Origin of the sequence: Flavobacterium branchiicola, from assembly GCF_018383905.1 — a bacterium.
Classification (GTDB): domain Bacteria; phylum Bacteroidota; class Bacteroidia; order Flavobacteriales; family Flavobacteriaceae; genus Flavobacterium; species Flavobacterium branchiicola.
Map to the genome: position 1 here is coordinate 435,239 of NZ_JAGYWA010000003.1, position 26,996 is coordinate 462,234.

17 protein-coding genes are annotated in these 26,996 nt (G+C 35.3%); 7 read left to right on the forward strand and 10 right to left on the reverse strand.

Going from position 1 to position 26,996, the window contains the following annotated elements; translation table 11 throughout:
- The first annotated feature begins 56 nt into the window (after positions 1-56).
- From KHA98_RS08805 to KHA98_RS08820, 4 genes are all read left to right on the forward strand, one after another.
- The gene (locus KHA98_RS08805; protein WP_213257294.1) at positions 57-1,541 is read left to right on the forward strand and encodes a TolC family protein; all 1,485 of its coding nucleotides are present in this window, start codon (positions 57-59) and stop codon (positions 1,539-1,541) included.
- 498 nt (positions 1,542-2,039) lie between these two features.
- The gene (locus tag KHA98_RS08810) at positions 2,040-2,600 is read left to right on the forward strand and encodes a Crp/Fnr family transcriptional regulator (protein WP_213257296.1); all 561 of its coding nucleotides are present in this window, start codon (positions 2,040-2,042) and stop codon (positions 2,598-2,600) included.
- Positions 2,601-2,673: 73 nt separating this feature from the next.
- Complete coding sequence (locus KHA98_RS08815) at positions 2,674-3,000, forward strand: DMT family transporter (RefSeq protein ID WP_213257297.1); 327 nt, start codon at positions 2,674-2,676, stop codon at positions 2,998-3,000.
- A 732-nt stretch (positions 3,001-3,732) separates the two neighbouring features.
- The gene (locus tag KHA98_RS08820; protein WP_213257299.1) at positions 3,733-4,179 is read left to right on the forward strand and encodes a GNAT family N-acetyltransferase; all 447 of its coding nucleotides are present in this window, start codon (positions 3,733-3,735) and stop codon (positions 4,177-4,179) included.
- 3 nt (positions 4,180-4,182) lie between these two features.
- Here KHA98_RS08820 and KHA98_RS08825 read toward each other — a convergent pair whose 3' ends face one another.
- Complete coding sequence (locus KHA98_RS08825) at positions 4,183-5,046, reverse strand: LysR family transcriptional regulator (RefSeq protein WP_213257301.1); 864 nt, start codon at positions 5,044-5,046, stop codon at positions 4,183-4,185.
- Positions 5,047-5,108: 62 nt separating this feature from the next.
- Here KHA98_RS08825 and KHA98_RS08830 point away from each other — a divergent pair, with 62 nt between their 5' ends.
- Positions 5,109-5,630 carry a GNAT family N-acetyltransferase gene (locus KHA98_RS08830; RefSeq protein ID WP_213257303.1) on the forward strand — a complete coding sequence of 174 codons (522 nt, stop codon included), beginning with the start codon at positions 5,109-5,111 and terminating at the stop codon, positions 5,628-5,630.
- Positions 5,631-5,650: 20 nt separating this feature from the next.
- Positions 5,651-6,538 carry a DMT family transporter gene (locus KHA98_RS08835; RefSeq protein WP_213257305.1) on the forward strand — a complete coding sequence of 296 codons (888 nt, stop codon included), beginning with the start codon at positions 5,651-5,653 and terminating at the stop codon, positions 6,536-6,538.
- Positions 6,539-6,620: 82 nt separating this feature from the next.
- Here KHA98_RS08835 and KHA98_RS08840 read toward each other — a convergent pair whose 3' ends face one another.
- Positions 6,621-7,910: a S28 family serine protease gene (locus KHA98_RS08840; protein ID WP_213257307.1), complete on the reverse strand. Its 1,290-nt coding sequence runs from the start codon at positions 7,908-7,910 to the stop codon at positions 6,621-6,623.
- Positions 7,911-8,123: 213 nt separating this feature from the next.
- Between KHA98_RS08840 and KHA98_RS08845 the strand changes: the two genes are divergently transcribed.
- The gene (locus KHA98_RS08845; RefSeq protein WP_213257309.1) at positions 8,124-9,341 is read left to right on the forward strand and encodes a M24 family metallopeptidase; all 1,218 of its coding nucleotides are present in this window, start codon (positions 8,124-8,126) and stop codon (positions 9,339-9,341) included.
- 783 nt (positions 9,342-10,124) lie between these two features.
- Here KHA98_RS08845 and KHA98_RS08850 read toward each other — a convergent pair.
- The 8 genes from KHA98_RS08850 to KHA98_RS08885 form a co-directional block, all read right to left on the reverse strand.
- Positions 10,125-13,979 (reverse strand): M43 family zinc metalloprotease, encoded by a 3,855-nt coding sequence (locus KHA98_RS08850; RefSeq protein ID WP_213257317.1) that lies wholly within the window; start codon positions 13,977-13,979, stop codon positions 10,125-10,127.
- 248 nt (positions 13,980-14,227) lie between these two features.
- Positions 14,228-15,688, reverse strand: a complete 1,461-nt coding sequence (locus KHA98_RS08855; protein WP_213257319.1) for a SusD/RagB family nutrient-binding outer membrane lipoprotein — start codon at positions 15,686-15,688, stop codon at positions 14,228-14,230.
- Positions 15,689-15,701: 13 nt separating this feature from the next.
- The gene (locus tag KHA98_RS08860; RefSeq protein WP_213257321.1) at positions 15,702-18,908 is read right to left on the reverse strand and encodes a SusC/RagA family TonB-linked outer membrane protein; all 3,207 of its coding nucleotides are present in this window, start codon (positions 18,906-18,908) and stop codon (positions 15,702-15,704) included.
- Between the two features lie 252 nt (positions 18,909-19,160).
- Positions 19,161-21,323: a S9 family peptidase gene (locus KHA98_RS08865; protein ID WP_213257323.1), complete on the reverse strand. Its 2,163-nt coding sequence runs from the start codon at positions 21,321-21,323 to the stop codon at positions 19,161-19,163.
- A gap of 4 nt (positions 21,324-21,327) precedes the next feature.
- A complete protein-coding gene (locus KHA98_RS08870) occupies positions 21,328-22,626 on the reverse strand; it encodes an aminopeptidase P family protein (RefSeq protein ID WP_213257325.1) in 1,299 nt (432 codons plus the stop codon).
- 3 nt (positions 22,627-22,629) lie between these two features.
- Positions 22,630-23,865, reverse strand: a complete 1,236-nt coding sequence (locus KHA98_RS08875; protein WP_213257327.1) for an NAD(P)/FAD-dependent oxidoreductase — start codon at positions 23,863-23,865, stop codon at positions 22,630-22,632.
- Between the two features lie 170 nt (positions 23,866-24,035).
- On the reverse strand, positions 24,036-25,046 hold the full coding sequence (locus KHA98_RS08880; RefSeq protein WP_213257329.1) for a 4-hydroxyproline epimerase: 1,011 nt from the start codon (positions 25,044-25,046) through the stop codon (positions 24,036-24,038).
- A 310-nt stretch (positions 25,047-25,356) separates the two neighbouring features.
- The gene (locus KHA98_RS08885) at positions 25,357-26,946 is read right to left on the reverse strand and encodes an aldehyde dehydrogenase (NADP(+)) (RefSeq protein WP_213257331.1); all 1,590 of its coding nucleotides are present in this window, start codon (positions 26,944-26,946) and stop codon (positions 25,357-25,359) included.
- Positions 26,947-26,996 lie beyond the last annotated feature (50 nt).

Sequence of the window (26,996 nt, forward strand, 5' to 3'; positions counted from 1 at the left end):
GTCTCTATGTGTTAAAATAAAAATTTAGACAGCTTAGAATAAAATAAATTAAAACAATGAAAAACATATTAAATCAATATAAAAACACTGATTTTATAAGGACAACGAAAAGTGCCGTTGTAATAACAGGTATTTTGCTTTTAACGGCTTGTTCTGCACCAAAAGTCAGTACTAAATTAGATGCAGCAAAGCTTCCGGAGAATTTTGATGCACAGAGAAAAGAAACGGTAAACAATGATTTTATTCCGCTTAAAACAGAAACCTTTTTTAAAGATCCAAAATTAGAAGAGTTACTAAAAAAAGCGATAGCCAAAAATCCTGATTATTTAATCATGCAGGAAAGAATCCTGATTGCCAACTCGCATTTAAAAGTGGCAAAGCTGGCACTTCTTCCCTCTTTAGATTTTGTGGCTGATGCTTCGGGAACGCATTATGGAAAATACACCATGGATGGCGTTGGAAACTTTGACACCAATTTTTCTCAGAATATAACAGACAAACAAAGAATCAACGAAAATGTCTCGCCAAACTTATTTTTAGGCGCAAAAGTTTCCTGGGAAGCTGATATTTGGGGAAAACTTAGTAATCGAAAAAAAGCAGCACAACAACGCTATTTTGCATCGCAACAAGGAATGCGTTTATTACAAACCCGACTTTTAAGCGATGTTGCCGATCTGTATTTTAAACTTGTTGCCTTAGACAAGCAAGCAACGATTTACGATAAAAACTTAAAAACGCAGGAAAAAGCCCTTGATATTGTTTCGGCTCAAAGATCTGTCGGAAAAGCTACAGAATTGGCTGTGCAGCAATTTAATGCACAAAACAATAATATTCATGCCGAAGCTTCAGAATTAAAATTGAGCATCGATCAGACCGAGAAAGCTTTACTAACGCTTTTAGGAGAATACGGAGGAAAAATTGAAAGAAGTTCAGACTTTTTATCCGGACATCTGGAAGTCTTAAATCAGAAAATCAGTGTGGATTCTATCATTCACAAAAGACCTGATGTTTCTGAAGCTTACTTTGAATTATTAGCCAGTAACGCCGATGCAAAATCAGCTCGTGCTGCTTTTTTTCCAACGGTAAATTTGGGCGGATATGCCGGTTTTAATTCATTCTCATTCAACACCTTATTTGATGCCGGTTCTTTCGCCTGGCAATTACTGGGCGGTTTAACGGCTCCGGTTTTTAATAAAGGACAAATCAAACAGGAATTTTATGTTTCAAACAGAAGACAGGAAATTTCCTTTCTTCAATATCAAAATACGGTGACCACGGCTTTTAACGAACTAAGCGCATTACTGCACAGAAATGAAGCTTTTGAAGATGTTTTGAAATATAAACTGAAAGAAATCGATCATCTCGAAATTGCAGTAAATGTTTCTAATGATTTGTATTTAAGCGGTTATGCCAATTATCTTGAAATTATTAATGCTCAAAAAAATAAACTGGAGGCCGAACTTGATTTTGCAGATATTCAATTGCGAAATGCAAATTCGCAAGTATTGTTATACAAAGCGTTAGGCGGAGGAATTAATTAGTGTTTATACCGGATAAAATTGGATTAAAATATAACCCGTTGGGTGCAATTATTTTTAACATATCATCTCGTCCGTCAAGGGATAGAAGCTTGCGAAAAGCGTTTCACTTAGAATAATACACATCCCGTTCCAACACCTCATGATCAGGATTATGGTTTAAAGCTTTTTCTAGATAGTTTAAGAGTGCGATCCTAAATTAATATAGCCCAAGGTTTCAACCTTGGGTACACAAAGAGAGGCGATTATCGTTGCGTCCCCAAGGTTGAAACCTTGGGCTACGTTTTTATATGTTGAAGAAAATATTTTTAATTGCACCCAAAGGGTTAAAACATAAATAGCATTACTTGTTGGTCAAAAAATTACTTCTGTTTATAATAGCTCATCGCAGAGGTAATTTTCTATCCCATTTCTATTTTGAAATGGGATTTTTTTTTTAAACTACTACGCATTTTACAGTTTAGTTTTTACCTTTATTCTAAATTACTAAAAACATCATCAATGAATATTTCCAATATTCTGGATTATATACACGAACTTCCTGAGCAATCAAAATTGGCGCTGCAAAATAATATTAGCGAGATAGCTTTTCCTAAAGGACATATTCTTTTAAGAGCCAATAAGATAGAATCGAATATTTATTTGATAAAAAAAGGATTGGTCAGAGCTTTTATAGAAAGAGATAATGAGGTTACTTTTTGGTTTGGAAAAGAAGGAGAAACCATAATTTCGATGAAAAGTTACGTAGAAGATCAGCCAGGATATGAAACTATCGAACTTTTGGAAGATTGCGAATTATACGAACTTAAAACCGAAAATCTTAGAAAACTTTTTAATGAAGATGTACATATTGCCAATTGGGGAAGAAAATTTGCTGAAAAAGAACTGATAAAAACAGAAGAACGTTTAATTTCTAAACAATTCAAAAATGCTTCAGAACGTTATCTGGAACTCATAAAAGACCATCCGGAACTGATTCAAAGAGTACAATTAGGACATATTGCTTCCTATCTAGGTATAACACAAGTGAGTTTAAGCAGAATCCGAGCAGAATTAAAATAACTTCATTTTTTATCATTTGTTAAATTTTTTCTGAATTGGATAAAAGAACTTTGCACCACAAAATTTAACTATTATGAACTGGATTATTTTAATCATCGCGGGCTTATTTGAAGTGGCCTTTGCATCCTGCCTAGGAAAGGCAAAAGAAACATCAGGAAACGAAATGTATTATTGGTATATTGGATTTTTCATTTCCTTAACTATAAGTATGATTTTATTAATGAAAGCTACAGAAACGCTTCCATTAGGAACCGCATACGCAGTATGGACAGGAATTGGAGCGGTTGGAACTGTTTTAGTGGGAATTTTTGTTTTTAAAGAACCTGCGGCTTTCTGGAGATTGTTCTTTTTAACTACTTTGGTGGGTTCTATTGTAGGACTGAAAGCGGTTTCTCATTAATTGAAATAATATACTTTATGTAAACCTTTGTCAAAGTTTTGAAACTTTGACAAAGGTTTTTTGTTTTAAACACATAGAAACATAGATTTTTCCTTTCTCAAAAAGATAATTGAAAGAAACTAGTTTCTAACACATCGCTTTACGATACAGTTTGTCATCCTGACGGAGGAAGGATCACACTAGTGTATCGACAAAGATTGGCGATATACTTTGCGGAGTTTCGCGTGCGATTTACTTCGTCTGTTGCTATCGCTCGAGTCTCCTTACGTCGAAATGACAAGTTTGTGAAAATGCGCACAGTTTGTCATCCTGACGAAGGAAGGATCACACTAATATGTCGACAAAGATTGGCGATATACTTTGCGGAGTTTCGCGTGCGATTTCTCCTTACGTCGAAATGACAAATGTTACGGGAATGTACACAGTTTGTCATCCTGACGAAGGAAGGATCACACTAGTATGTCGACAAAGATTGGCGGTATACTTTGCGGAGTTTCGCGTGCGATTTACTTCGTCTGTCGCTATCGCTCGAGTCTCCTTACGTCGAAATGACAAGTTTGTGGGAATTCGCATAGTTTTACAATTCCGAACTTTGCGTTTTGGATTTTGGAATTTAAAATTTGAGATTTCAAAAAACAACTAATGCATTTTCTGCATCACCTGATAAAAAAATAGCATTTTATGTCATTATTAACTCTTTTATCTTTGTCAAAAATTAAAGCATAAAATAAAATGACATTTAGCCACACCATTAAATCCTTTGACGAATTAACCAATCACGAATTGTACAATATGCTTCGTTTAAGAACTGAAGTTTTTGTGGTCGAACAAAACTGTCCGTATCAGGATTTGGATAATAAAGACCAGAAAAGTTTTCATTTATTATACTATGTTGATAACCAGTTATCAGGCGTAACACGTTTGGTTCCTTCTGGTTTATCTTACGATGAAATCTCTATTGGAAGAGTTGTTATTGCACCATCACACCGCGGATTAGGTTTAGGGAAAAAATTAATGGAAGCGTCAATTTCAGGCTGTGAGAAAAAATTTGGAAATGCGCCAATCAGAATTAGTGCGCAATATCATTTATCAAACTTCTATCAGTCGCTTGGATTTATTGAGCAAGGTGAAGTTTATGATGAAGACGGGATTCCGCATATCGAAATGTTGAGAGCTTAATGTTTACGGAATAATCAATTTTAAAACATTGGCTAAAACCGGATTATGATCTTCCATTCGCCAATTGATATATAAATCGGTTTCCAGTGGTAATTTGATAAATCGAATTCCTGAAATTTCATGAAAAAGATACGAATCGGGTAAGATTGCAATTCCAAGTCCTTTTCGGACCAGAGCGATAATCGCTGAGCCAAATTCGGAATGAAGATAGACTTCGGGAGCATCCTCAAAAGAACGAAACAATCGTTGGATAAGGTCGCTGTAACTGCTGCCTTCGTCATTGGTTGGCAAGATAAACTTTTGAGAAGCAAGCGTTTCTTTGGTCAGATCTTCCGGTGTTTTATAAGGATGATTTTCGGGAACTACAATTGCCAGATTATCGGTATGTATTTTTTCCGAACGAATATCTTTATCAGTATTAATATCTCTTGTAATAGCAAGATCGATTTTATAATTTCGAAGTAAATCCTGCTGATGCTCATAAAGCACCTGAACCAATTTGATTTTAAGTTTTGGAAATACTTCAGAAATACGGGACAAAATATCCGGCATTATAGAAGCCGAAATAGAATCGGGATGCGAAATGGTAATGGTGCCACTCTCTCCCAATTGAATCTGACGGGCAGATTGATGAATAAATTCCAATTTACTCATTTCTACTTCCCATTTTTCTTTTAGGAATTGACCTGCAGCTGTTAGTTTGACATTGCGTTTATTACGTTCAAACAACTGAACACCAAGCTGATTCTCTAAGGACTGAATCTGGCGACTTAATGCAGATTGTGTAATATTCATTTTTCCGGCGGTGTTCCAGAAATGAAGTTCGCGTGATAACGCCAAAAAATATTTAATTTGCTGTAAATCCATTGATGCAATTTACGCATTTATCAAGAACAAAAAACAGGTTTTAATGCATTAATAAAATTATCATGAATACTTTAAAAATAAAAAAAGCAACTATAGACGATGTGACTAAACTGCAATCCATCGGTAGACAAACTTTTTCTGAAACATTTGACGATGCAAATGATGATGAAAATATGATTCTATATCTGGATAAAAGTTTTGCGATTGACAAACTGACTTCTGAACTGATTAACCCTGCTTCATATTTTTATCTGGCAGAATTAAACGAACAAGTGATTGGTTATCTAAAATTAAATACTGGCGATGCTCAAACCGAAAAGCAGGAAAATAATACTTTGGAAATTGAACGTATTTATGTAGCAAAGGAATTTCACGGAAAAAAAGTAGCGCAGGAACTTTATGCTCAGGCGATTCAAACGGCCGAAGAAATAAAGGCTTCTTATATATGGCTGGGTGTTTGGGAAAAGAATTTCAGGGCAGTTAGTTTTTATACCAAAAATGGTTTTGTTCAATTTGACACCCATATTTTCCGATTAGGAAATGACGAACAAACCGATTTAATGATGAAAAAGGTTTTAATTTAAAATTTCTGATTCCCTGACAAATGGAAAGAAAACAACTTTTATTGATTTTACTAATTATTGGAACCGCTTTTTGGGGTGTTTCTTATTCGGTTACCAAAATGGCGATTGGAGCTGATTCGCCCAATACTTTTTTATTTTATCGTTTCTTTCTGGCCGTAATTGTATTAAGTATTATTTTCTGGAAATACGTTAAGGATACTAACTGGGACTATATTAAAACAGGTTTTATTCTTGCTGTTCCGATGTTTTTGGGTATTCAACTGCAAACGGTAGGATTAAAATATACAGACGCTTCACAATGTTCTTTTGTTGCCGGATTAACGGTAATCATTATTCCGTTACTAAAATTGGCACTTTATAAAACCAATGCTTCATTAAAAATATGGATTGCGGCTTTGACTGCTTTAACAGGTTTATTCATCATTGCCATAAAAGAAAAATTCACCATTAACCCCGGAGATTTATTTACTATTGCCGGAGCATTTGCATTTGCGGTTTATTTGATTACGGTCGAGAAACATTCCGCTTTAAAAAACCTTTTATATTGCATTGTACCGATGTTTGCATTTTGTGCGCTTTTTGCATTCTTTCTTGCGCTTGCAGATTCTCAGTCGCAATGGTTTCCAAAAAATGATACTTTCTGGATTGGCGTTATTTATTGCGCATTGTTTTCTACGGCTTATATGTATACGGTTTCGAATATTTCGCAACGTTATTTATCAGCAGAACGTGTGGCTGTAATTTATTTGTTTGAACCAGTATTTGGTGCAATCGGAGCCTTTTTTATTTTGGGAGAAAACCTTTCCTGGCGATTACTTTTGGGCGGAAGTCTGATTTTTGCCGCGACAATTATATCAGAAGTAAATTTAAAAAAAAACAAGCTAAGAGTTTTAATTAGAAAAAATTAATCTAAATCACTTTATTAAACTTGTGCTTACTTCAACAATTTTATTAAAGTACAAACTCTTAGCATACAAACAATAAACTATTCTATTTTAACCAACTGTTTAATTTATCCATAATTATTGCCTGATCTTTTTCAGGGAAATTTTTCACACGTGTTGCATGACTTCCTCCGGGAAGAACCATCTTTAGGGCATCTACATTTGCCTTTGGCGTTGGCGAACAGGAATACCAGGTGTCATAACCACCATAAATGTAAAGAATATTGTTCCCTTTGTTTTCTACATATTTGCGTACTTTTTTAATATACTCCGGATTGTATTTGATCACTACATCTTTTGGCGCAAAACGATCATTTGAAGTACTTTTTACCACTTTTAATAAATCTGCCACCGGAGAAAAATCAAATCCGTAATACCCCAACTCGCTTAAATGCTGATAGTAAGATGGCAAATAATTGTAATACATTTTATCGTTGTAGGTTGCTACACCCACAATTTGATTCAGATAATTAAAAAGTTCTTTTGGAGAAGCACTTACAGAAGGAATTTCATCGCATTTTCCTCCCCATTGCCAAAACGAAAAAGGGAATTCTAAAGTAGCATATTCCAACGCTTCTTCCATTGAAACTATAGTAAATTTCATTTTTTTCTCCGTAGCATAATCAGCAAAAGCAGTCATTACCGCCGCTCTGTTTTCCAGAACTGCTCTTTGAAACGCAGTTACTTTTGCTCTGCATTCCGGTGTTCCAACCGTTTTGGTATGTTCTACTGTTCTGGGATCTTCGCAAGTATTAATCAACGGAGCAACATAAGGCATGGCAACATCTACATCTTTTGGATATTTTGATTTATAGATTAAAGAAGTTTCTCCGCCTTTACTAATTCCGGTAGAAATCCATTTTCCTACATATAGTTTTTTTAATTGGGTAACAATTCCATGATAATCGGCAATGGCCTGATCGTTTGTTAAATATTCCCACGGAATCGGATTAGGTCTTGATTTTCCGTAAAAACGGTATTCTACAGCCACCTGATTTGCATGCAATAAACTGCTTACTTCGCTTTTAATATTTCCGGTATTATAACCGTGTGTTTCAATCACCATTGGTTTATTAAAATCAACATGCGACAAATAAATATAATGCTGAAAAGTTCCTTTTTCTGGATGTTTATGATCCAGAGGTTCATCTAAAATGATCTGATACGATTCTGTATAACTTTCTAAATTTTCTATTGGTGTGATAACTGCTTTAGGAAATAATTCAGTTAATTTTTGCTGTAATCCAGAAGTTGTTTTTACCAATTCCTGTGCCGAAGCAAAAAAGCAATTCAGACAAATAAAAAGAATTAAAGTAATGGACCATTTTTTATTCATTGTAATATCGTTTAATTGAATTTTTAAAATTACATTCATTACAAGGCTAAAACTGATACTATATTATCCCTAAATTATAATATTTTAACTAGTTGTAGTCAAGATACAGCAATCCCGGAATAATAGTTTAATTTTAATGCAAAACTGATTCAAAAATTATGGCGAAGGAATCAGAAATTAATAACATATAAACCTCTAAAAAAAACAAAACAAATGGCAATTGGAGTTGGCGGTTCAACCGTAAGTATCGAATTAGACAAAATACAAAACATGACACTTGATGTCAAACCTATAACAGTAGCAGAGTATCAGTCACGTATTAAAAAAGCGACTGCATTACTAAAAGAAGAAAATTGCAAAGCGGCTTACTTTCATGCCGGAACGAACTTATACTATTTTACAGGAACAAAATGGAATCCTTCTGAAAGAATGGTTGGTGCTTTGGTTTTTGAAGATGGAAGCGTCGAATATATTGTACCAAAATTTGAGGAAGGTACTTTTAAAGCTTACAAACAGGTTGACGGAAATCTGAATTTCTGGGAAGAACATGAAAATCCGTATCAGTTATTTGGCAGTATTTTAGAAAGAAAAGGAATTAAAACCGGAACAATTGCCTTAGACGAATCGGCTCCTTATTTTTTAATTGATGGTGTAAGCAAAACAAATCCGGATTATCAGTTTGTAACTGCACAACCAATCACAGCGGGCTGCAGAATGCATAAATCGGATAATGAAATTGCGATTATCCAACAGGCAAAAGATATTACAATGGTAGTTCTAAAAGCTGCTGCACGTATTTTGCATCCGGGGATTGAAGCTAAAACGGTAATTGATTTTGTAAATAATGCCCATATTAAAGCAGGAATTCCGTCTGGTTCTTTTTTCTGTATTGTTCTTTTTTCTGATGACTCACAATATCCTCATGGTGTAAGTGCTCCGCAAAATTTAAAAGATAATGATATCGTTTTAATTGATACAGGTTGTCGTTTAGAAGGTTATTTGTCTGACATTACCCGAACTTTTGTTTACGGAACTCCAACTGAAGCTCACCGTAAAATATGGAATCTGGAAAAAGCAACTCAAAAAGCGGCTTTTGATGCTGCTCAGATTGGTGCAACTTGTGGTTCTGTGGATGATGCAGCAAGAAAAGTTCTGTCGGAAGCCGGATTAAGCGGAGATTATGAAATTCCGGGATTACCGCATCGTGTAGGTCATGGTACTGGTTTAGATATTCACGAATATCCTTATTTGGTAAGAGGAAATCAAACAATTTTAAGAGAAGGAATGGTGGTAAGTAATGAGCCTATGATTTGCATTCCGGGACAATTCGGAATTCGACACGAAGATCATTTTTATATGACTGCCAATGGGCCGAAATGGTTTACTACGCCTATGGAAAGTATTGATAATCCGTTTGGTATTCAGGAATAATCAGCAAGGAATTAATTACTAATAATTTAACCCGTTGGGCGAAATAGCACGCTGATTAAACAGATTCGCCTTACGAAAACACGGATATTTAATATTCCGTAGGAATATTTCATTGGTAGTAGAAAAAATCATATTATTTTGCATTGTGTTCCATAGGAACACCTAATTAGCTTTATTAATCAAACGTTCCTACGGAACGTATAATCATAATTCAAATTTAATTCTACCGATGAGGCATTCCTACGGAATGAATTATTTCAGAGAACATATTTAAAACAAAAAGAGGTCGTCTAAAAAAACGACCTCTTTTTTTGCTATTACAGAGCTGCAATCTCCAAATACACTGCACTTTTTTAATTGCTTACAGTCTCAACTGAAGGTTTTAAAATAGTATAATATAAAGGGCTTTAGCACAATGTCATTAAGTTAAGTTTTTTTTTTAAAACAAAATTATTCTCGCAAAGGCGCCAAGACGCAAAGTTTTAAACACAATATTGTCTTTTCGAGGAACGAGAAATCGCACAAGAAACTCGACAAAGATTGGCGACAAACTTTTCGGAATCCCGCGTGTGATTTCTCGTTCCTCAAAATGACAAAACCTTTGCGTCTTAGCGCCTTTGCGAGAGATTTATTCTATAAAATAGCATGGCTGTTTCCTTAACTTAATGACATTGAAATTCATCCGTTTTCTCCGGTTAAAACCGGAGGCCACTCCATAAACTAAAAAACTGCCCGAAATTACCTTTCGGACAGTCTTTACTTTTAACCAAATCTACCAAATTACTATTCAATCAATAATTTTTTCTTTTCGGTAAATTTACCATCTGTTGCCACAACGATATATACTCCTTTTCTTAAATGTCCAAGTGTATAAGAAACAGTATTGTGCAATTCTGCAACTTGATTTCCTGTACTATCATAAATAGTTATTCTAACTTTGGAAACATCAATATTGGTAAAACTAAAATTAACGATATCAGAAGCCGGGTTCGGATACATTGCAAATCCTGTTGTAGTAATTGTATCTGTTCCTTCTGCACCGGAACCTGCTGTTGGTAAATTTGCAGTAAATGGAAGACTCCATTCGCTAAATTCTGCTCCGTTTATAGCTTTTACTCTAAATTCATATACTGTTTGAGTTCCTTGTTTTGGAATCCATAAATAATAGGTTGTTGAATTTCCGGCAGACGTCCAGCCTGCAGCAGAATTTAATTGTACCTCGTATGAAGCAGCCTGAGTTGATGTTGCCCATGAAGCATAAAATCCTGATGAATAGACACCCGCTGTTCCAAGATTTGACGGCGTTGGTAAAGTTGCCGGATTTGGAGGAACAACTGTTCCTGCTGTTACAGTATAATCTTCAACTTCTCCGTCTCCTGTACTTCCGCAATTTAAAGTTGGGTTATAATAATATCTCATTACAACGCGCATACGTGTAGTTCCTGTAAATACCTGTGGAGTAAATGTTCCGGTTACTGTACCTTGTCCTGAAACATTATTGATTACTTTTTCTGATTCTTCAAACTGATTGTTTTTATTGTAATCAATCCAAACCGCCCAATATTCCTGATAAGAAGATCCTGAGAAACCTGGTACAAGACTAAAATTCGTACTTGAATTAGGACTTAGTGTAATCACTTTAGAAGTATAATTGGCATAACCTCCATTGTCTTTACCTGAAGTATTTGTAAAACTTCCGATAGTAACTGAATTAATATATTCATAACTATTTGCTCCTTGTGCCGTACATAATGCCGCACTTGGAAGTGCAACAGTAACCACAGTTGAATAAGCAGAATATATTGCTGCTGCTTTTGCTCTAACTCTGTATTTATACGTATTTCCGGCAGTTAATCCTGTATTAGTATACGTTGCCACTGTACTCGCAAGAGTTGCAATTTCTGCATATACATCATCTGTACCCGCTCTTTCCACTATAACATTTGTTGCATTTGTAGCGTTGTTTGTCCAGGTTAATACTACTTCAGGACTTGTTGTACTGGCAGTTGCAGCTAAATTAGTTGGTGCCAATACCGTAGTGCTGCTTTGTGTTCCTGCCTGAATTGGCTCATTTGGTTTTGTATTATAAGCATAATCCAGAACCGTATAACCTACTCCGCCTGCATCCACTTTTACATGGAACCATCCGTAGCAAGTACGTCCACGGTTTGTATATTCAAACCCAACATATCCGGTTTTATTATCCCATGTTGTATAAGTCGCAGTTCTTAAATCTAATTGATTTGGATAAGCTCCCGGCGCAGCAAAATTGCTTGATGCACCAATTGAAGTTCCTTCAGCAACAAAAGTGATATTTCTTGTACCTGCTTCACAAACCAATCTTTTTCCGTAAGTCTCTACTTTTAGAGCCGCCGCTGCGTATTGCCATGCGCCGTATTCTGTATTATCTCCAATTCCTAAATTGAAATATTGCCATGTTGATGCAGCAGATGCCGCATAATCAGGATTATTCACATAAAACACACCATAAGGCGCTTCAAACTTCAAACTAACTGTTTTTGCTGCATTGTCTAATGTTGCGATTCCGCCAGTTATTGCTGCATCTTTAAAAGTAACCACAATTGTTGCAGTACTTGCTACATTATGATCTGTTGCTTTTCCTGTAAAAGATAAAACCGTTTTATTATTTCCCTGAAGTGTTAAAACAGCCGTTAATCCAGCTGGTACACCTGTAATGGTATAGTCAGTTCCAGCTGTAAAAGTTCCGCTGCTTTTAGTAAAAGTTCCGTTATTAGTTGATAACGAAATAGTGGTTGTAGCAGAAACACTTCCGTCATTTAAGTCTGCTTCATATAATGTTGCATCTGATAAAACTACAGCGGTTTTATCTGTTACACCTGTATATATTGGCGTATTTGGCTGAGTATTATAGGCATATTCTGAAATGGTATAACCATCGCCATCTGCATTTACTTTAACTTTAAACCATCCGTAGCAAGTTTGTCCGTCGATTAAATAATCAAAACCTACGTAGCCACTTTTTCCATCCCAGTTGGTATAACTTGCGGTTCTTAAGTCAAGCTGATTTGGATAAGCTCCCGGTGCCGTCATATTACTCGCCGGACCAACCGCAACATTAGAACCTAATAAGGATATATTTTTTGTTCCTGCTTCGCAAACTAATCTTTTAGCGTACGTTTCGATTTTTAAAGCATTGGCAGCATATCTCCAGCCACCAAATCTTGGATCGTCTCCTTTTGCAATCTCAAAATATTTCCAGGTAACCGATGATGATGCTATAACATCCGGCATATCTACAAAAAAGATTCCGTAAGGATCTGCAAATTTAAAATTAAAGAATAGTGAAGTACAGGATAAATCAGTCGTTCCTCCTGTAAAAGCTGCCGGTAAAAAAGTTATACCTCCAGAAGTGCTATTAGTTGCAGCGTGATTTGTTGCTTTTCCGGTAAGTGTAACTGTAATCTGGTTATTTGAATTTACAGTTAAAACCGGTGTAATTCCAGCCGGAAAAGTATGTGTAAAATGTGTTCCGGCAGTCATAGTTCCGGAAGAAAGAGCGAAAGTCTTTGTTCCGTTTATTGTAATTACTGATGAAGCAGTAAATGAACCATCGTTAACCAATGCTTCTTTTAAACTTGTTGCAGAAGCCAGTAAAGTACTTCCAGTTGAATTAACACCAGTATCAATTAAATTCTGAGCTTGCCATAAAGATTTACGTGCAGGATGTTCTAAAGCGGCCAACATACGGCTAATCTGTCCCTGGGTATACATTTTATAGCAGCCCTGGGCGCCATTGTATCCCATATAATTTTCGAAATTTACTTTGTCTCCGGTACAGTTTGTTCCCGGTGTACAGGCCAAAGTATGCTTTCCGTCTTCTGCCGGTGTATCATCCACTTCATCGGTGCCGGAACAGCCACCTTCAAAAGTGTGAATCAAATTCAGGAAATGACCAAACTCATGCGTTAATGTTGCCGAAAACTCTTTACTATATGAGTTATCATATAAATAAGCACCATTAAAAACCACACGAGCTGTATTATTTGCTGTCATATCTGAACTTGGATACCATGCCACTCCCGAATTATTTAATGCACCATCGTTGTACAAATCATTCTGGATATAGACATTCATGTATTTGGTATTGTCCCAGGCATCGGCAGCGATTTGATCATCATAACCCCCACCATTTCCGTAACCATTTTTGGTTGGGTGAAAAATAACACCGGTAGTACAGCCACCTTTTGGGTCTTTTTTAGCTAGTTTAAACTCAATATTCAGAGTTCCTCTTCTGGCCTGAAAAAAAGGTTCGACGGTTTGATAATCGGCATTTCGACCATTGAAATCATCATTAAGCTGCGCAAGGTGATTTACAATTTTTTCGTAGGTAATAGTTTTACCACTTTGTACATCGCCGTAAATATGAAATACTACCGGAATAGTATACGTAGTTGCAACAGCCATTTTTGAAGTTTTAGCTTTACGCTGGACCGCAAAGTTTTTACTAAAAGTTTCAAAGTCTTTTTTCTCCTGAAGTGAATGGGGGTTATTCCGATACACTTTTTCGTTTTCTTCGGTCGTTCTACAGGGTAACCCCTGAGCGCTAATTTTCAACGAACTGAAAACCAGCATGAACAGTAGTAATTTTAATTTCATCTATTTGGGTTTTTTAATTAGTAACAACCAAAGTTACCCAGGTCATGGCTTTTTTTATGATATTATCTTATTCAGAAATAATACATAATTAACAGCTTTTTAACCTTAAAAAAACACATAATAAAAAAATATTCGTAAATAATTCACAAAACAATAATAGCTCAACCCCAGTAAAAAAAGGCAGTGCAAAAAAAAGCCAGCACTTAAAAAGTGCTGGCTTTTAAAAAAAAACTAAAACTAACTCAAAATTAATATTTATCCCAAAAGATCTTTGTTGTCATCAAATCTCCTCCGATTGCTGCAGCAGCAGCTTCATAATTTGCCTTATTCAATGCTTTATCAGTTGTTGAATAAATAGTTCGTACCGGAACCTTGCCTTCTGCTTCTTGTACTGCCGTTGGCGGAGCTACTAAAACCGGGTAATCCAGTCTTCTGTATTCTGTCCATGCTTCAAAACCACGGTTGTAATAAGCAATCCAAAGCTGGTAGGCAATTTTTTGTTTATCTGTTCCTGTCGCAGTAGCAAAATCAACATCACTTCTATTTAAGTAAGTTTGAATATCCGTATTTGCAACTCCCCAAAATTTCATACTTGCTTCAATACCTTTCTTATAGTATGATTCTGCAGTTCCTCCAACATTAAAACCTCTGTTTGCAGCATCAGCCAGTAAAAAGCAGGTTTCTGTATAGTCGAATATAATTCCAGGATTTGTGTCTTTTTTCAATCTCACTCCCGGAAGCGAATAATCTCCGTAATTAACAAGCTGAGCATAAGGCGCTCCTCTATACTTACCTCCTTTTTTTGAAGCTGGATCAAAGAAAAAATCACGTCTTGGATCTTCTTTTGCATTTAATTCGTCTACAAAAAAGCCTGCCACATTAATTTGTTTCTCATTATTCAAAGTACTAAACAACGGATTTCTATCTACAGTTGAAGTGAAGTACTGGAACAAAGCTGTATCAGCTTCTTTAATCATTACGCCTGAACTAAAAGCACTTTCTACCATAGTCTGCGCTTTTGCCGGATCAACATCAGCAAGATGTAGTCCCATTTTCAATTTTACACTATTAGCTAATATTTTCCATTTAGCAACGTCTCCATGAAAAATCAAATCGGCTTTTGGATCAAAACTTGCATTCGTAGTATCTAAAGTTCCAATTGCAACATCTAGACGAGCTGCTAAATCCAAATAAATTGTTTTAGCGTCATCATATTTAGGAAGCGGGAATTTCTTAATATCCATAGCTTCACTGTATGCCACATTTCCAAACAGATCAACTAATATTTGATATGTCATCACAATCTGCACCTCCAGAATGGCAAGCTGATTTTTTTGCACTGCTTCTTCTACCGAACCTAATGCTTTTATCTCTTTAATTTGTTTCTGTGCGTTTACCAAATCCTGTAAAACATCTCTGTAAAGTAATACCGCATGACTACTTCCTAAATTTCTTTTAACCTGATTATAATTCGCTTCCTCTGTATAGGTCGAAGTAGACCACTGTTGTGCATATGCTCTGAAATTATTTGAGTTGACAGAAGCATTTGTTAAGAAAAAAGCGTAATTCACCTGTGCACTTGTCATCAACGCAGAAGGTACTGCTTTTTCATAAGCTTTTTTATTCTGGTTCATATCATCCAGATTATCACATGAAGCTATTGAACATAGAATAACTCCTGCAAAAAATATTGTTTTTATAATTCTCATGTCTGTATTTTTTTTAGAATTGAACTTTCAATGTAAAACTGTACTCTTTTGTAGTTGGCAAAACCCCTGATTGAAAGCCTTGTAAATTACCCGAAGATGCTCCTGCCTCTGGATCTGCGTAAGGTAAATTTTTATGAATGATCCAAAGATTACTTCCGTTTACAGCAAAGACCATATTATTAATAAAGGTATTTGTTAAGAATCTTTTTGGAAACTTGTAGCTTAGTCCAACTTCACGTAACTTAACATAAGAAGCATCATAAACAAATTCTTGTTGTGGCATAGAACCATAGAAATCATATCCTGCAGCACCAGCAATATCTGCAACTACATCATTTGGAGTTCCATCTGCTTTAACTCCGTTTAACAATATACCTCCACCATTTGCAATAGTCTCACGCTGAGGAATTCCATTGTGATTTTTACTAACTGTACTTTCGTAAATTCCTGTTTGATGTCCGTACTGTTGATCTAATGAATATACATCCCCACCTTTTTTAACATCAATTAAGAAGTTGAAAGAAATATTTTTATACGTTAAAACGTTATTAAAACCACCAATCCAATCCGGGTTTACATCTCCTATTATTGCTCCCGCTGTTTGTAAATAATTACCATCTGAGCGAATAATTCTCTGACCATCCTGATAAGTATAACCAGACCCCACAAGCTGACCAACTGGCTTACCAACTTTTGCCACATAACTTACACCCTGAAAACCTCCTAATGAAATCTGATCTGCTTCACCTAAAGAAATTACTTCATTTTTATTTGTAGACCAGTTTACTGTTGTCTGCCAGGTAAAATTATTTGTTTTAATTGGAGTAGCATTTACTGTTAACTCAAATCCTTTATTTTGCACATTTCCGGCATTGATCCATGCTCTTGTATAACCTGTTTGAGTAGGTGTTTCAATAGACAAAATCTGGTTAGTAGTATTTGTTTTGTAATAAGAGAAATCAACCCCTAATCTGTTTTTGAAAAATTTAAGTTCAAGACCTGCTTCAACTCCTTTTGTTAGCTCACTTTTTAAGTTAGAATTACTTTTATCGTTATCTGTAGAAAAGCGAACTCCGTCAGTTCCGAAATTATTATTTTTTGGGTACACTTGAGACGTAACTGCAAACGGAGCATCATTTCCTGTTTCAGCATAATTTAAACGTAACTTACCAAAAGACAACCAATCTGCCTTAATATGATTACTAAAAATATAAGTTCCTGTGATCGAAGGATAAGAATAAGTATTATTTTCTTTTGGCAAAGTAGAAGATTGATCTATTCTGTAGGTTCCCTCCACAAAATAAGTATCCAGATAGGAGAAATTTGCCGTTCCATAAACACTATTAGTACCAATAGTTTGCTCAATTTCAGTAGGATAATTAATTAATTTACTAGAATTTGTCAAAGCATAAATTCCTGGCACAACCAATCCGTCATTTGTTTGAGCATAAATAGTATTAGATACAGAACGTCTTGAGTTACCTCCTATCATTCCATTAAAATTAAGACCTTCAGCAATAGCCGTTTTAAAATTTAATGCTAAATCCAGATTGATCTCACGAAAGTTTTTATCGTATCTTGAGTATTGTCCTTTACCATTTTCTGTTCTTTTTGAACCTACAGCAATACGTTCCTCTTGCAATTGATGATAAAAATCGACAGCACCTCTACCCATAATATCAAACCACTTGTTTACTTCTGTTTTTAAGACTACATTTCCAAAGAAACGATCTCTTGCCATTGTATTATAGTTGTTATAACGCTGAAAATAAGGGTTATCATGAAATAGAACTGTTAAATCTGTAGGAGATTTGACATTCCAAGTAGTATTTTTACCTGTCAGTTCATAAGCTTCTTTTAGATCATTAAAATCAGCATTTGTAGTATACCATTGTCTTACACTACTTAAATAGTTGTTTCCTCCATCACCATATCCAGTCTCATTCATTCCGGTTGCATCTGACTTCAAATAATTTGATGATGCAGAAATTTTAGTCTTTGGTGCAATTTTATAACTGGCAGAAAAATTAAAGTTATCTTTTCTGTTATTACTATTAGGCAAAATTCCTTGCTGTTGATTGTAGTTGGTATAACCAAATCTAAAATCTCCCTGTTCGTTAGCACCTGAAATAGCAATGTTATTAATATACGTTAAGCTGTTTTGGTAAAAGCTGTTTGGATTATTTTTTACCGGTGCATAAGGTGTTGCTTTACCATAAGTTGGCAAGCCAGGATAAAATGAATTCCAATTGTAAACTAACAAAGAAGGATCAAATTTTGGTCCCCAAGCCGCATCATCTGTGGCTAAATAAGGATGAACCCCACTTCCTAAATCTATAGTTCCGTAAAAATCACCGTACCCTCCTCCATATTGGTTTTGATAATCCGGTAAAGTTTCTTTATCTACAACTCCGATATTAACTCCTGTGCTGAAATCTATTCCTAAACCTCCTTTACTTTTACTTCCTTTTTTAAGTGTTACGATAATAACTCCGTTTGAAGCTCTTGATCCGTACAACGCCGTTGCCGCAGCACCTTTCAAAACGTTCATTGTCTCAACATCATCAGGGTTTATATCTGAAGCTGCGTTACCATAATCGTAACCACCTCTGTTACCACTTTGTTTCTGATCGTCAGTATTTGTATTGTCATTGTTTAATACAATTCCATCCACAACCCATAAAGCCTGGTTATTTCCTGTTAAAGAAGTTGTACCACGAATCACAACATTTGTAGATCCACCGATATTATTATTTCTTCTGATTTGTACACCCGCAATTTTTCCGGAGATATTATTAGAAACGTTACCTGTGTTTATTTTAGTAAGTTCTTCTCCGCTTATTTCCTGTGTTGCATAACCCAAAGATTTTTTCTCTCTTTTAAGTCCTAATGCCGTTACTACAATTTCCTGTAATTGATTAGAACTTGTAGCCATTTTTACATTTACGTTTTTATCAGCAGCTGCAACTTCTTTTGTTTGCATACCGATAAAACTAAAAACAAGCACAGAATTCCCCTCTGCTTTTATTGAATATTTTCCATCAAAATCGGTTTGAGAACCAGTTTGCGTTCCCTTAACCAATATACTTACCCCTGGTAAAGGCACCCCGTTTTCATCTGAAACGATACCCGTAACTACCCGCTCCTGCGCGAATGTTAATTGCGCCAACAGTACGAAAAAGAGTACTGCAATTTTTCTAATATTAAGCTTTAATTTCATAAAATGGTTTTATAATTAGTACGGCAAATATTTTGCTTTTTAGATAAATTTTATGATAATATATTACCGCAAAACCTGCTTATATTACCCAATAAATATCAAATTAATAATTTTATACATATTATCTTACCATTTTCGTAATCGAAGTAAAATCAGGCATTCAGCGCTATAAAAGATTAAAAATTAGGGCATAAAAAAAGGAGAGTTTTCATTTGAATGAAACTCTCCTTTTTAATTTGATTATTTTGTTTTTTATTTTGCTCCCGGAGGACAATTTTTTTCAATAAATCGAACAAAAGTATCCGTTAAATGTCTTGCTGTTCCTTCACCTTCATAAATACTGTGAGAACGATTTGGATAGATCATTAAATCGAACATTTTGTCGTATTTGATTAATTCATTGATTAAAACTTCGGCATTTTTATAATGTACATTATCATCACCTGTACCGTGAATATACAATAAATTACCTTTTAGATTTTTAGCATGAGTTACAGGAGAAGCTTTAATATAAGTTGCTTCATTTTCTGCTGGTAATCCCATGTAACGCTCTGTATAAATATTATCATAAAAATGCTGGTCTGTAACTGCCGCAACTGCAACTCCCGATTTGTAAATATCAGGATATTGAAACATTAGGTTTAAAGTCACAGCTCCACCACCACTCCAGCCGTGAATAGCCACTCTGTCTGAATCAATAAAATTCCATTTCAGTACTTCTTTGGCCGCCATTGCCTGGTCGTGCGTGTTTATGATTCCGATATTTTTATAAATTGATTTTCTCCATTGTGTTCCTTTCATTACTGGTGTTCCTCTATTGTCCATCGCAATTCCGATATATCCTTTTGGAATTAACTGACCAATAAAGTAATTAAAATAAGGTTCATCGTTGGCAACTGAAGCCATAGGTTCTCCATATACATAAAAGAAAACTGGATATTTTTTTGAAGGATCAAAATCTAATGGTTTTGCCATTATTCCGTCAATGTCAATACCATCAACAGTTTTTACTTTAAATTTCTCTAAAGAAAAATTAAGTCTTGGAGCGGCAAAAACATCTGTTTCTTTTGGATATATTTTTTTATGACCCGAAAGTGCTACTAATCTAACATTGTAATCTCTTTTTATGTTTGAATTGGTATGTTTTGCGTAAGCTGCATCTGTAGAAAAAACATAAGCATTTGTACCATCAAAAATTTCGGGAGTAACTCTTTTTGTTTTCTTCGAACTTAAATTGGTTTCATACAAATAGCGTTGTGTAGCGTCGGTTGGACTTGCTTCAAAATAGATTGTTTTTGTTTTTTCGTTGTAAGCTTTAAAATAAGCATCAAATTTTGAAGTGGTAATCAATTCTTTTGATTTTCCGTCCAGACCTATTTTATAAATATGCATCCATCCATCTGCATCTGAACTCCATAGAAATGATTTTCCGTTATCTACAAACTGACACGGAAATGTATCGTATTCTCCTGCCGAAACATCAAAAACATCAATCCACGAAGGTGATTCTTCTTTGTAAATAACTCTTGCGTCTCCCGATTTTGCGTTGCAATCGTACATTGTAACCTGATTTTGATTGCGATTTAACTGAACAACCATTATCGATTGGTTGTTTAGCCATTTCATTCGAACTAAATAATTATTATCCGGTTCTCCGGGAATATTTAACCAATTGGTTTTTAGAGAAGCAATATCAACTACTCCAATTTTTACCGAAGAGGGTTTATCTCCTGCTTTTGGATATTCAACAGGAACAATCGTCGGATATAGAGAATCAGTATTATTAATCATGAAATGAAATCGGGTCAAAGTTGCATCTACACGCCAAAACGCAATACTTTTTCCGTCAGGATTCCATCTAAAACCATCACGGGCAGCTAATTCTTCTTCATAAACCCAGTCAAATGTACCGTTGATAATTTTATCTGTTCCATCTGTAGTAAGCGGTGCTATTTTTCCTGAGTTCAGGTTTTCAACATAAATATTATGTTTAGAAACATACGCTACATTTTCATTATCACTGGAAAATTTAGCAAACATCAAAGATGATTCTTCCAGGTTTTTACCCAATTGTTTTCCTTTTCCGGTAGCTAAATCAAAAAACCAGTAATCTCCTTTGGTATTGGCTCTCCAGACTTTTTTTGAATTGGTAAAAATCAGAATTTTAGTTTTAGTATCGTTCCATACCAATTTTTCAATCGCCCCTGTAAAACCAGATCCTGATAATTGTTCTCTGGTTAAGATTGTAGTTTGTTTGTCTAATTTGTCGACATCATAAACCACAACATTGTTTTGTTTATTTACCCAAAAAGAATGCGAATTTGGCAACCAGTTCAGATTGTTGATGTCAATATCCTGCTGAGCAAAAACAGATGTACAAATAAAAAGTACATAAAGGAGTAAATGCTTTTTCATATTATTATTTTTTATTTTGAATTAAACTTTCGATGTCTGCAATTTCGATTGGCAATGCTTCGCTTAAATTAATATTTCCATTTTCTGTCAAAAGGTAATCATTTTCTAAGCGGCAGCCAATTCCTTCTTCCCTGATATAAATTCCGGGTTCGCAGGTTAATACCATTCCTTTTTCAAAAGGTCTGGAATACAAACCAACATCATGAACATCAAGTCCTAAATGATGCGCAGTTCCGTGCATGAAATATTTTTTATACGCTGGATTTTCAGGATTTTGAGAAGCAATCTCATCTTCGGTAATTAAACCCAGTTTAACCAATTCTGTCTCGATTAATTTTGCCATCTGAAGTTCGTAATCTTTAGACAAAACTCCCGGTTTTAGCAATTTTGAACCTTCTTTTAAACAATGCAAAACAGATTCATAAACAGCTTTTTGTCTTGGACTGAAAGTTCCGTTTACCGGAATGCATCGTGTAGTGTCTGAATTATAATTGGCGTAGCAAGATCCAAAATCAATTAAAACCATTTCATTCTCTTTGCAGACATTATCATTACTGTTGTAATGTAGCGAACAGGCATTTTCTCCCGATGCGACAATAGATCGGAAAGCTTGTCTTGACCCCCCGTTTTTTAAAGTTGCGTATGATAATTCAGCTTCTAATTCGTATTCTTTAATATTAGGGCGAATAGCATTTAAGATTCCGTGGAATCCCTGAATACTTATTGCGACCGCTTTTTTAATCAAATCAACTTCTTTTGAAGATTTAATTGGGCGAAGTTCGCGGGTTATTTTTGCAGCGCGGTCGTATTGATGCAATGGGTATTTTTCTTTGCACCATTTAATCATACGATCCTGTCTTGTTTCTATTTCTGAAGTTACTCTTTTAATGTGCTCATTGTGTCCTAAATAGAAAACATCAGCTTCAAAAGCGAAAAGTTGTAAAGTCTTTTCAAATTCATGAACCCATTTTACATTTTTGATTCCTGAAATCGCCGTAACTTCTTCTTTGGTTAAGAAATTTCCATCCCAAAGCAAAGTATGTTCTGTAACTTCTTTTACAAATAAAATGGCTTTATTTTCTTCTTTAAAAGCATCAGGAAAAAGTACCAATATGGTTTCATCCTGATTAATTCCCGATAAATAGAATAAGTCATTGTTTTGAGAAAAGCCCATAACATCATCTGCATTATTGGGCATTACATCATTTGAAGTCAGAATAGCCAGACTATTTTTCTGCATTTTTGCAGCAAATCGCTCTCGGTTATTCACGAATAAAGAAACCGGAATAGAATCGTATCTCATATTTTAAATTTGAAACCTGTTAATATCTACAGACGTACTTTTGCCGGAAATAATTTCTGTTACTATTTTTCCGGTTGCCGGCGCGAGACTTAATCCCATCATGGCGTGTCCTGTAGCTAAGGTCAAATTTACATATTTTTTATCTCTTGTAATAATTGGCATTCCGGATGGTGTACAAGGTCTGAATCCGAACCAGGTGTCTTCTGTTTTTGGCATTTCGATTTTCATATCCGGATAAAAATCATTGATGCTTGACACAATTCCCTGCAATCTGTTTTTGTTTATTTTAGTGTCTCCGGTATGTGTAATTTCCATTGTTCCACCAAATCTAATGTCGTTTGCCATTGGCGTAACAGCTACTTTTCCTTCGCATAAAATAGATGGAATACTTGGTTTTTGCTCTTTATCTTTTAAAGTAAAACTGTATCCTTTTCCGGGTAAAATAGAAATTGAAATTTTTAACTTTTTAGCTAATGACGGACTCCATGATCCTGTTGCCAACACCACTTCATCTATTCTGAACAAACCATTATCTGTTACTATTTTCTCGATTTTATTTCCATCAAAAACAAAATCTTTTACGGTCGTATTGGTGTGAATTTCAACTTTTAATTTTGATAATTCCTGTTTGATAAAAGCCATGAATTTTTGCGGATACAAATGTGCATCACCTTTATAATGAACTCCTCCTGTAATATTGGTTTTGGTTCCTTTTTCTAAAAGTTCAACTTGATGTTTCGAAAGATAATCTACTGCTAGTCCAAGGCGTTCTGCTTCTTTGCCTTCGTGGTACATTTCTTCTTCGACTTTATCACTTTTAAAGAGCATTAAAAGTCCTTTTTCTTCATAGAAAAAAGAATCACTTTCTTTTGCTAAATCCTGATATAACTCTTTACTAAATACAGAAAGGTCTCGCAAAGCCGGCATTGCTTTTTCGACATGACTTGCATTGGCGTGTTTATAAAACTTTAAACCCCATTTTAAAAGATCTGTGTCCAAACGCGGTTTTACATAAAACGGACTCTGACTGTCAAACATCCATTTTATACCTTGTGCAATCATACCTGGTTGTGCCAGCGGTATTATATGCGAAGGTACAATCATTCCGGCGTTTCCGTACGAACAGCCGTCACTCATATCTGAAGCATCAAAAACACTTACTTCATAACCTTCTTTAGCAAGATAATAAGCTGTACACAAGCCTATGATTCCACCACCAATAACACCTATTTTTTTCATAAATTCTAATTAATTAAGAGTTCATTGATGCCGTTTTTTAGACCCATCAATTGATATATGTTTAATTTAAACCCATTGGGCGCTTTTTTAACACGTATAGAAACTCATTCCCAAGGCATCAGGATTGCGTTTCTATACGGGTTAAACATTTTTTTATATGAATTTCATTTTTAAATTACCTGAAATCCAAATGCATAAGGATCATCACTCTCATCAATAATAATATTATTATATCCGTACACTTTTGCCCATCCTTGTATGCTTGGAACAATAGCCGGAATGTCTCCAATAGAAGTTTCTTCAACAACTTTTGCTATAAATTTACTTCCAATATAACTTTCGTGTATAAACTCTTCATTCAGTTTTAACTTTCCTTTTGCGTGCAATTGTGCTATTCTTGCCGAAGTTCCTGTACCACATGGAGAACGATCGATCGCTTTATCACCATAAAAAACAGCGTTTCTTCCTGATGATGTCGGATCAATTGGCGTTCCTGTCCACAACATATGCGTTACATCTCTAATGGTATCATTTTGTGGATGAATGAAATAATCTGGATATTTTTCGTTAATTCTGTCTCGCACTTCCTGACTGTACTGAATTATTTTACTCGCTGTAAAATCCTGAACTCCTGAGAAATTCTGCTGCGGATCTACAATTGCATAATAATTTCCGCCATAAGCTACATCAAAAACAATCTCGCCCAATTCAGGGCAATCTATCGTTAATCCTTCTGCTGCCAGATAAGATTTGACATTCGTCAAACGTACCCAATCTACTTTTTTTCCTGTTTGTTGGTATTCGATATTGACTAAACCTGCAGGTGCTTCCATTTTGATTTTACCCGGAGTTTTAGGAATTACCAGCCCTTCCTCAATGGCAATGGTAATAGTTCCAATAGTTCCGTGTCCGCACATTGGCAAACATCCTGAAGTTTCTATAAATAATATTCCAAAGTCATTTTCGGGATCACTTGGCGGATATAAAATGCTTCCGCTCATCATATCGTGACCGCGTGGTTCAAACATCAATCCTTTGCGAATCCAGTCAAATTCTTTTAAAAAGTGTTGCCGTTTTTCACTCATCGAATTACCTTGTAGATTTGGCCCTCCACCAGCCACAACTCTCACGGGATTACCGCAAGTGTGTGCATCTACACAAAAAAAAGTTTTTTTAAGCATTTTGTATTAGAGATAGTTAGTTATTATAGTTGGTTGTTTATAGTTTAGTAGAGCAGCTAATTCCAAAAGCTTTGAAACCAGCTGCTAAATATTATTATATACTAATAGTTTATTTTAAGCCTGTTGGTATAATTTATTTTAACACATAGAAACATAGTATTTTGTACTTATTGCTAAAAAGATTAAAAAAAGAAACTAGTTTCTAACACATAGCTATGTTTGTTAATGCAAGTGAAACGCCTTTTTTTATAGGCAAAAAATGCTATGTTTCTATGTGTTAAAAGTTTTTCTTAAGATTACACCTAACGGATTATATACTAATAGTTTCTTTTATTAACTCATTATTTACTGTACGTACAATTTGTAACGGATTTTCATTTTGTAATTCAGCCGGCAATAAATCATCTGGCCAGTTTTGAAAACTTAAAGGTCGTACCCATCTGTAAACCGCATGAGTTCCAACTGCTGTAAAGCGCGAATCGGATGATGCCGGATAAGGTCCGCCATGAATCATAGAAGCGCATACTTCTACCCCTGTAGGAACACCGTTAAAAATCAAACGTCCAACACGATTTTGCAATGCTGCAATAACATCAGTATGTTGCTCCGGTTCATTTTCTTCGCCAATGATTGTTCCTGTCAACTGACCTTCTAATTTAGCAACTATTTGTATCAATTGTGCTATATTGTTACATTCTATTATGATAGAAAATGGTCCAAAAACTTCATGTCTTAGCAATTCATTTTTTAGGAAATCTTCGCCTTTTACTCTCAAAATAGTCTGAGCGCCGTGATTTGGCAATACATCTCCCTTAAAATGAGCTACTTTCGAAACTCCGTTTTGTTCTTCCATTGTTTTTATTCCGCTTTCAAAGTCAGCGTGTATAGAAGGGTGCAACATGCAGCCTGGTTCTATCTTTTCGATAGCTTCTGTTAATTGCTCTGCAAATTTGTTTAAATCATTCCCTTCTAAAGCGATCAATAATCCCGGATTAGTACAAAATTGTCCTGCTCCCAGAGTTATAGAACCTGCGTAAGCGGTTGCCCATTTCTGACTGTTATTTTTTAACGCTTCCGGTAAAAGTATAACCGGATTAACGCTTCCCATTTCGGCAAATACCGGAATTGGTTCCGGACGTTGTGCTGCTAAATCAAATAAAGCACGTCCGCCACTGATACTTCCTGTAAAACCAACTCCTTTTACTAAAGGATGTTTTACTAAACTGGCGCCAAGTGTTTTTCCTCCTCCAATAAGGTTTGAAAATACACCTTCTGGCATGTTTGTTTTTTGTGCAGCTTTTATAATGGCAGATGCTACCATTTCTCCTGTTCCGATATGCATAGAGTGACTCTTTACAATAACCGGACAACCTGATGCTAATGCCGAAGCAGTGTCTCCACCTGCTGTTGAAAATGCAAATGGAAAATTACTTGATCCGAAAACTACAATTGGTCCTAATGGTACCAACATTTTACGCAAATCTTCTTTTGGAGCCGGCAATCTGTCTGTAATTGCTGTATCTATTGTAGCCTGAACCCAGCTTCCCTCGGTAAGCATAGCGGCAAACGAATGCAACTGCCCGATCATTCTGCCTCGTTCACCTTCTGCTCTGCCCCTTGCAAAACCGGATTCGCTACAATATTGAACTAACAAATCATCTCCTAAAGCTAAAATCTCATCAGCTATAGCAGTTAAAAATTTTGCTTTTTCTAATCCAGAACATTTTTTATAACTAACAAATGCCTGATTGGCTAAAACAACTGCTTCATCAATTTCTTCGGGAGTAGCTTCTGTAAAAACCCAAGGATTTTCCTTATTTAATACCGGATTAAACGTTTTTACTGTTTTGGTCCCGCTCGCCTTAAGTTGACTTCCTATATAATTTTTTCCTGTAATCATGTTTAATTGTATTAATGAATACTTTGCTTACTTCTTTGAGTATAATTTTA

Excerpts from the sequence above, each read along its gene's own strand:
- KHA98_RS08855 (WP_213257319.1), bottom strand. The coding sequence starts at position 15,688 with ATGAGAATTATAAAAACAATATTTTTTGCAGGAGTTATTCTATGTTCA.
- KHA98_RS08830 (WP_213257303.1), top strand. The coding sequence starts at position 5,109 with ATGAATACTTTAAAAATAAAAAAAGCAACTATAGACGATGTGACTAAA.
- KHA98_RS08815 (WP_213257297.1), top strand. The coding sequence starts at position 2,674 with ATGAACTGGATTATTTTAATCATCGCGGGCTTATTTGAAGTGGCCTTT.
- KHA98_RS08875 (WP_213257327.1), bottom strand. The coding sequence starts at position 23,865 with ATGAAAAAAATAGGTGTTATTGGTGGTGGAATCATAGGCTTGTGTACA.
- KHA98_RS08870 (WP_213257325.1), bottom strand. The coding sequence starts at position 22,626 with ATGAGATACGATTCTATTCCGGTTTCTTTATTCGTGAATAACCGAGAG.
- KHA98_RS08805 (WP_213257294.1), top strand. The coding sequence starts at position 57 with ATGAAAAACATATTAAATCAATATAAAAACACTGATTTTATAAGGACA.
- KHA98_RS08860 (WP_213257321.1), bottom strand. The coding sequence starts at position 18,908 with ATGAAATTAAAGCTTAATATTAGAAAAATTGCAGTACTCTTTTTCGTA.
- KHA98_RS08880 (WP_213257329.1), bottom strand. The coding sequence starts at position 25,046 with ATGCTTAAAAAAACTTTTTTTTGTGTAGATGCACACACTTGCGGTAAT.
- KHA98_RS08840 (WP_213257307.1), bottom strand. The coding sequence starts at position 7,910 with ATGAATAAAAAATGGTCCATTACTTTAATTCTTTTTATTTGTCTGAAT.
- KHA98_RS08820 (WP_213257299.1), top strand. The coding sequence starts at position 3,733 with ATGACATTTAGCCACACCATTAAATCCTTTGACGAATTAACCAATCAC.
- KHA98_RS08850 (WP_213257317.1), bottom strand. The coding sequence starts at position 13,979 with ATGAAATTAAAATTACTACTGTTCATGCTGGTTTTCAGTTCGTTGAAA.
- KHA98_RS08865 (WP_213257323.1), bottom strand. The coding sequence starts at position 21,323 with ATGAAAAAGCATTTACTCCTTTATGTACTTTTTATTTGTACATCTGTT.
- KHA98_RS08885 (WP_213257331.1), bottom strand. The coding sequence starts at position 26,946 with ATGATTACAGGAAAAAATTATATAGGAAGTCAACTTAAGGCGAGCGGG.
- KHA98_RS08835 (WP_213257305.1), top strand. The coding sequence starts at position 5,651 with ATGGAAAGAAAACAACTTTTATTGATTTTACTAATTATTGGAACCGCT.
- KHA98_RS08810 (WP_213257296.1), top strand. The coding sequence starts at position 2,040 with ATGAATATTTCCAATATTCTGGATTATATACACGAACTTCCTGAGCAA.
- KHA98_RS08825 (WP_213257301.1), bottom strand. The coding sequence starts at position 5,046 with ATGGATTTACAGCAAATTAAATATTTTTTGGCGTTATCACGCGAACTT.
- KHA98_RS08845 (WP_213257309.1), top strand. The coding sequence starts at position 8,124 with ATGGCAATTGGAGTTGGCGGTTCAACCGTAAGTATCGAATTAGACAAA.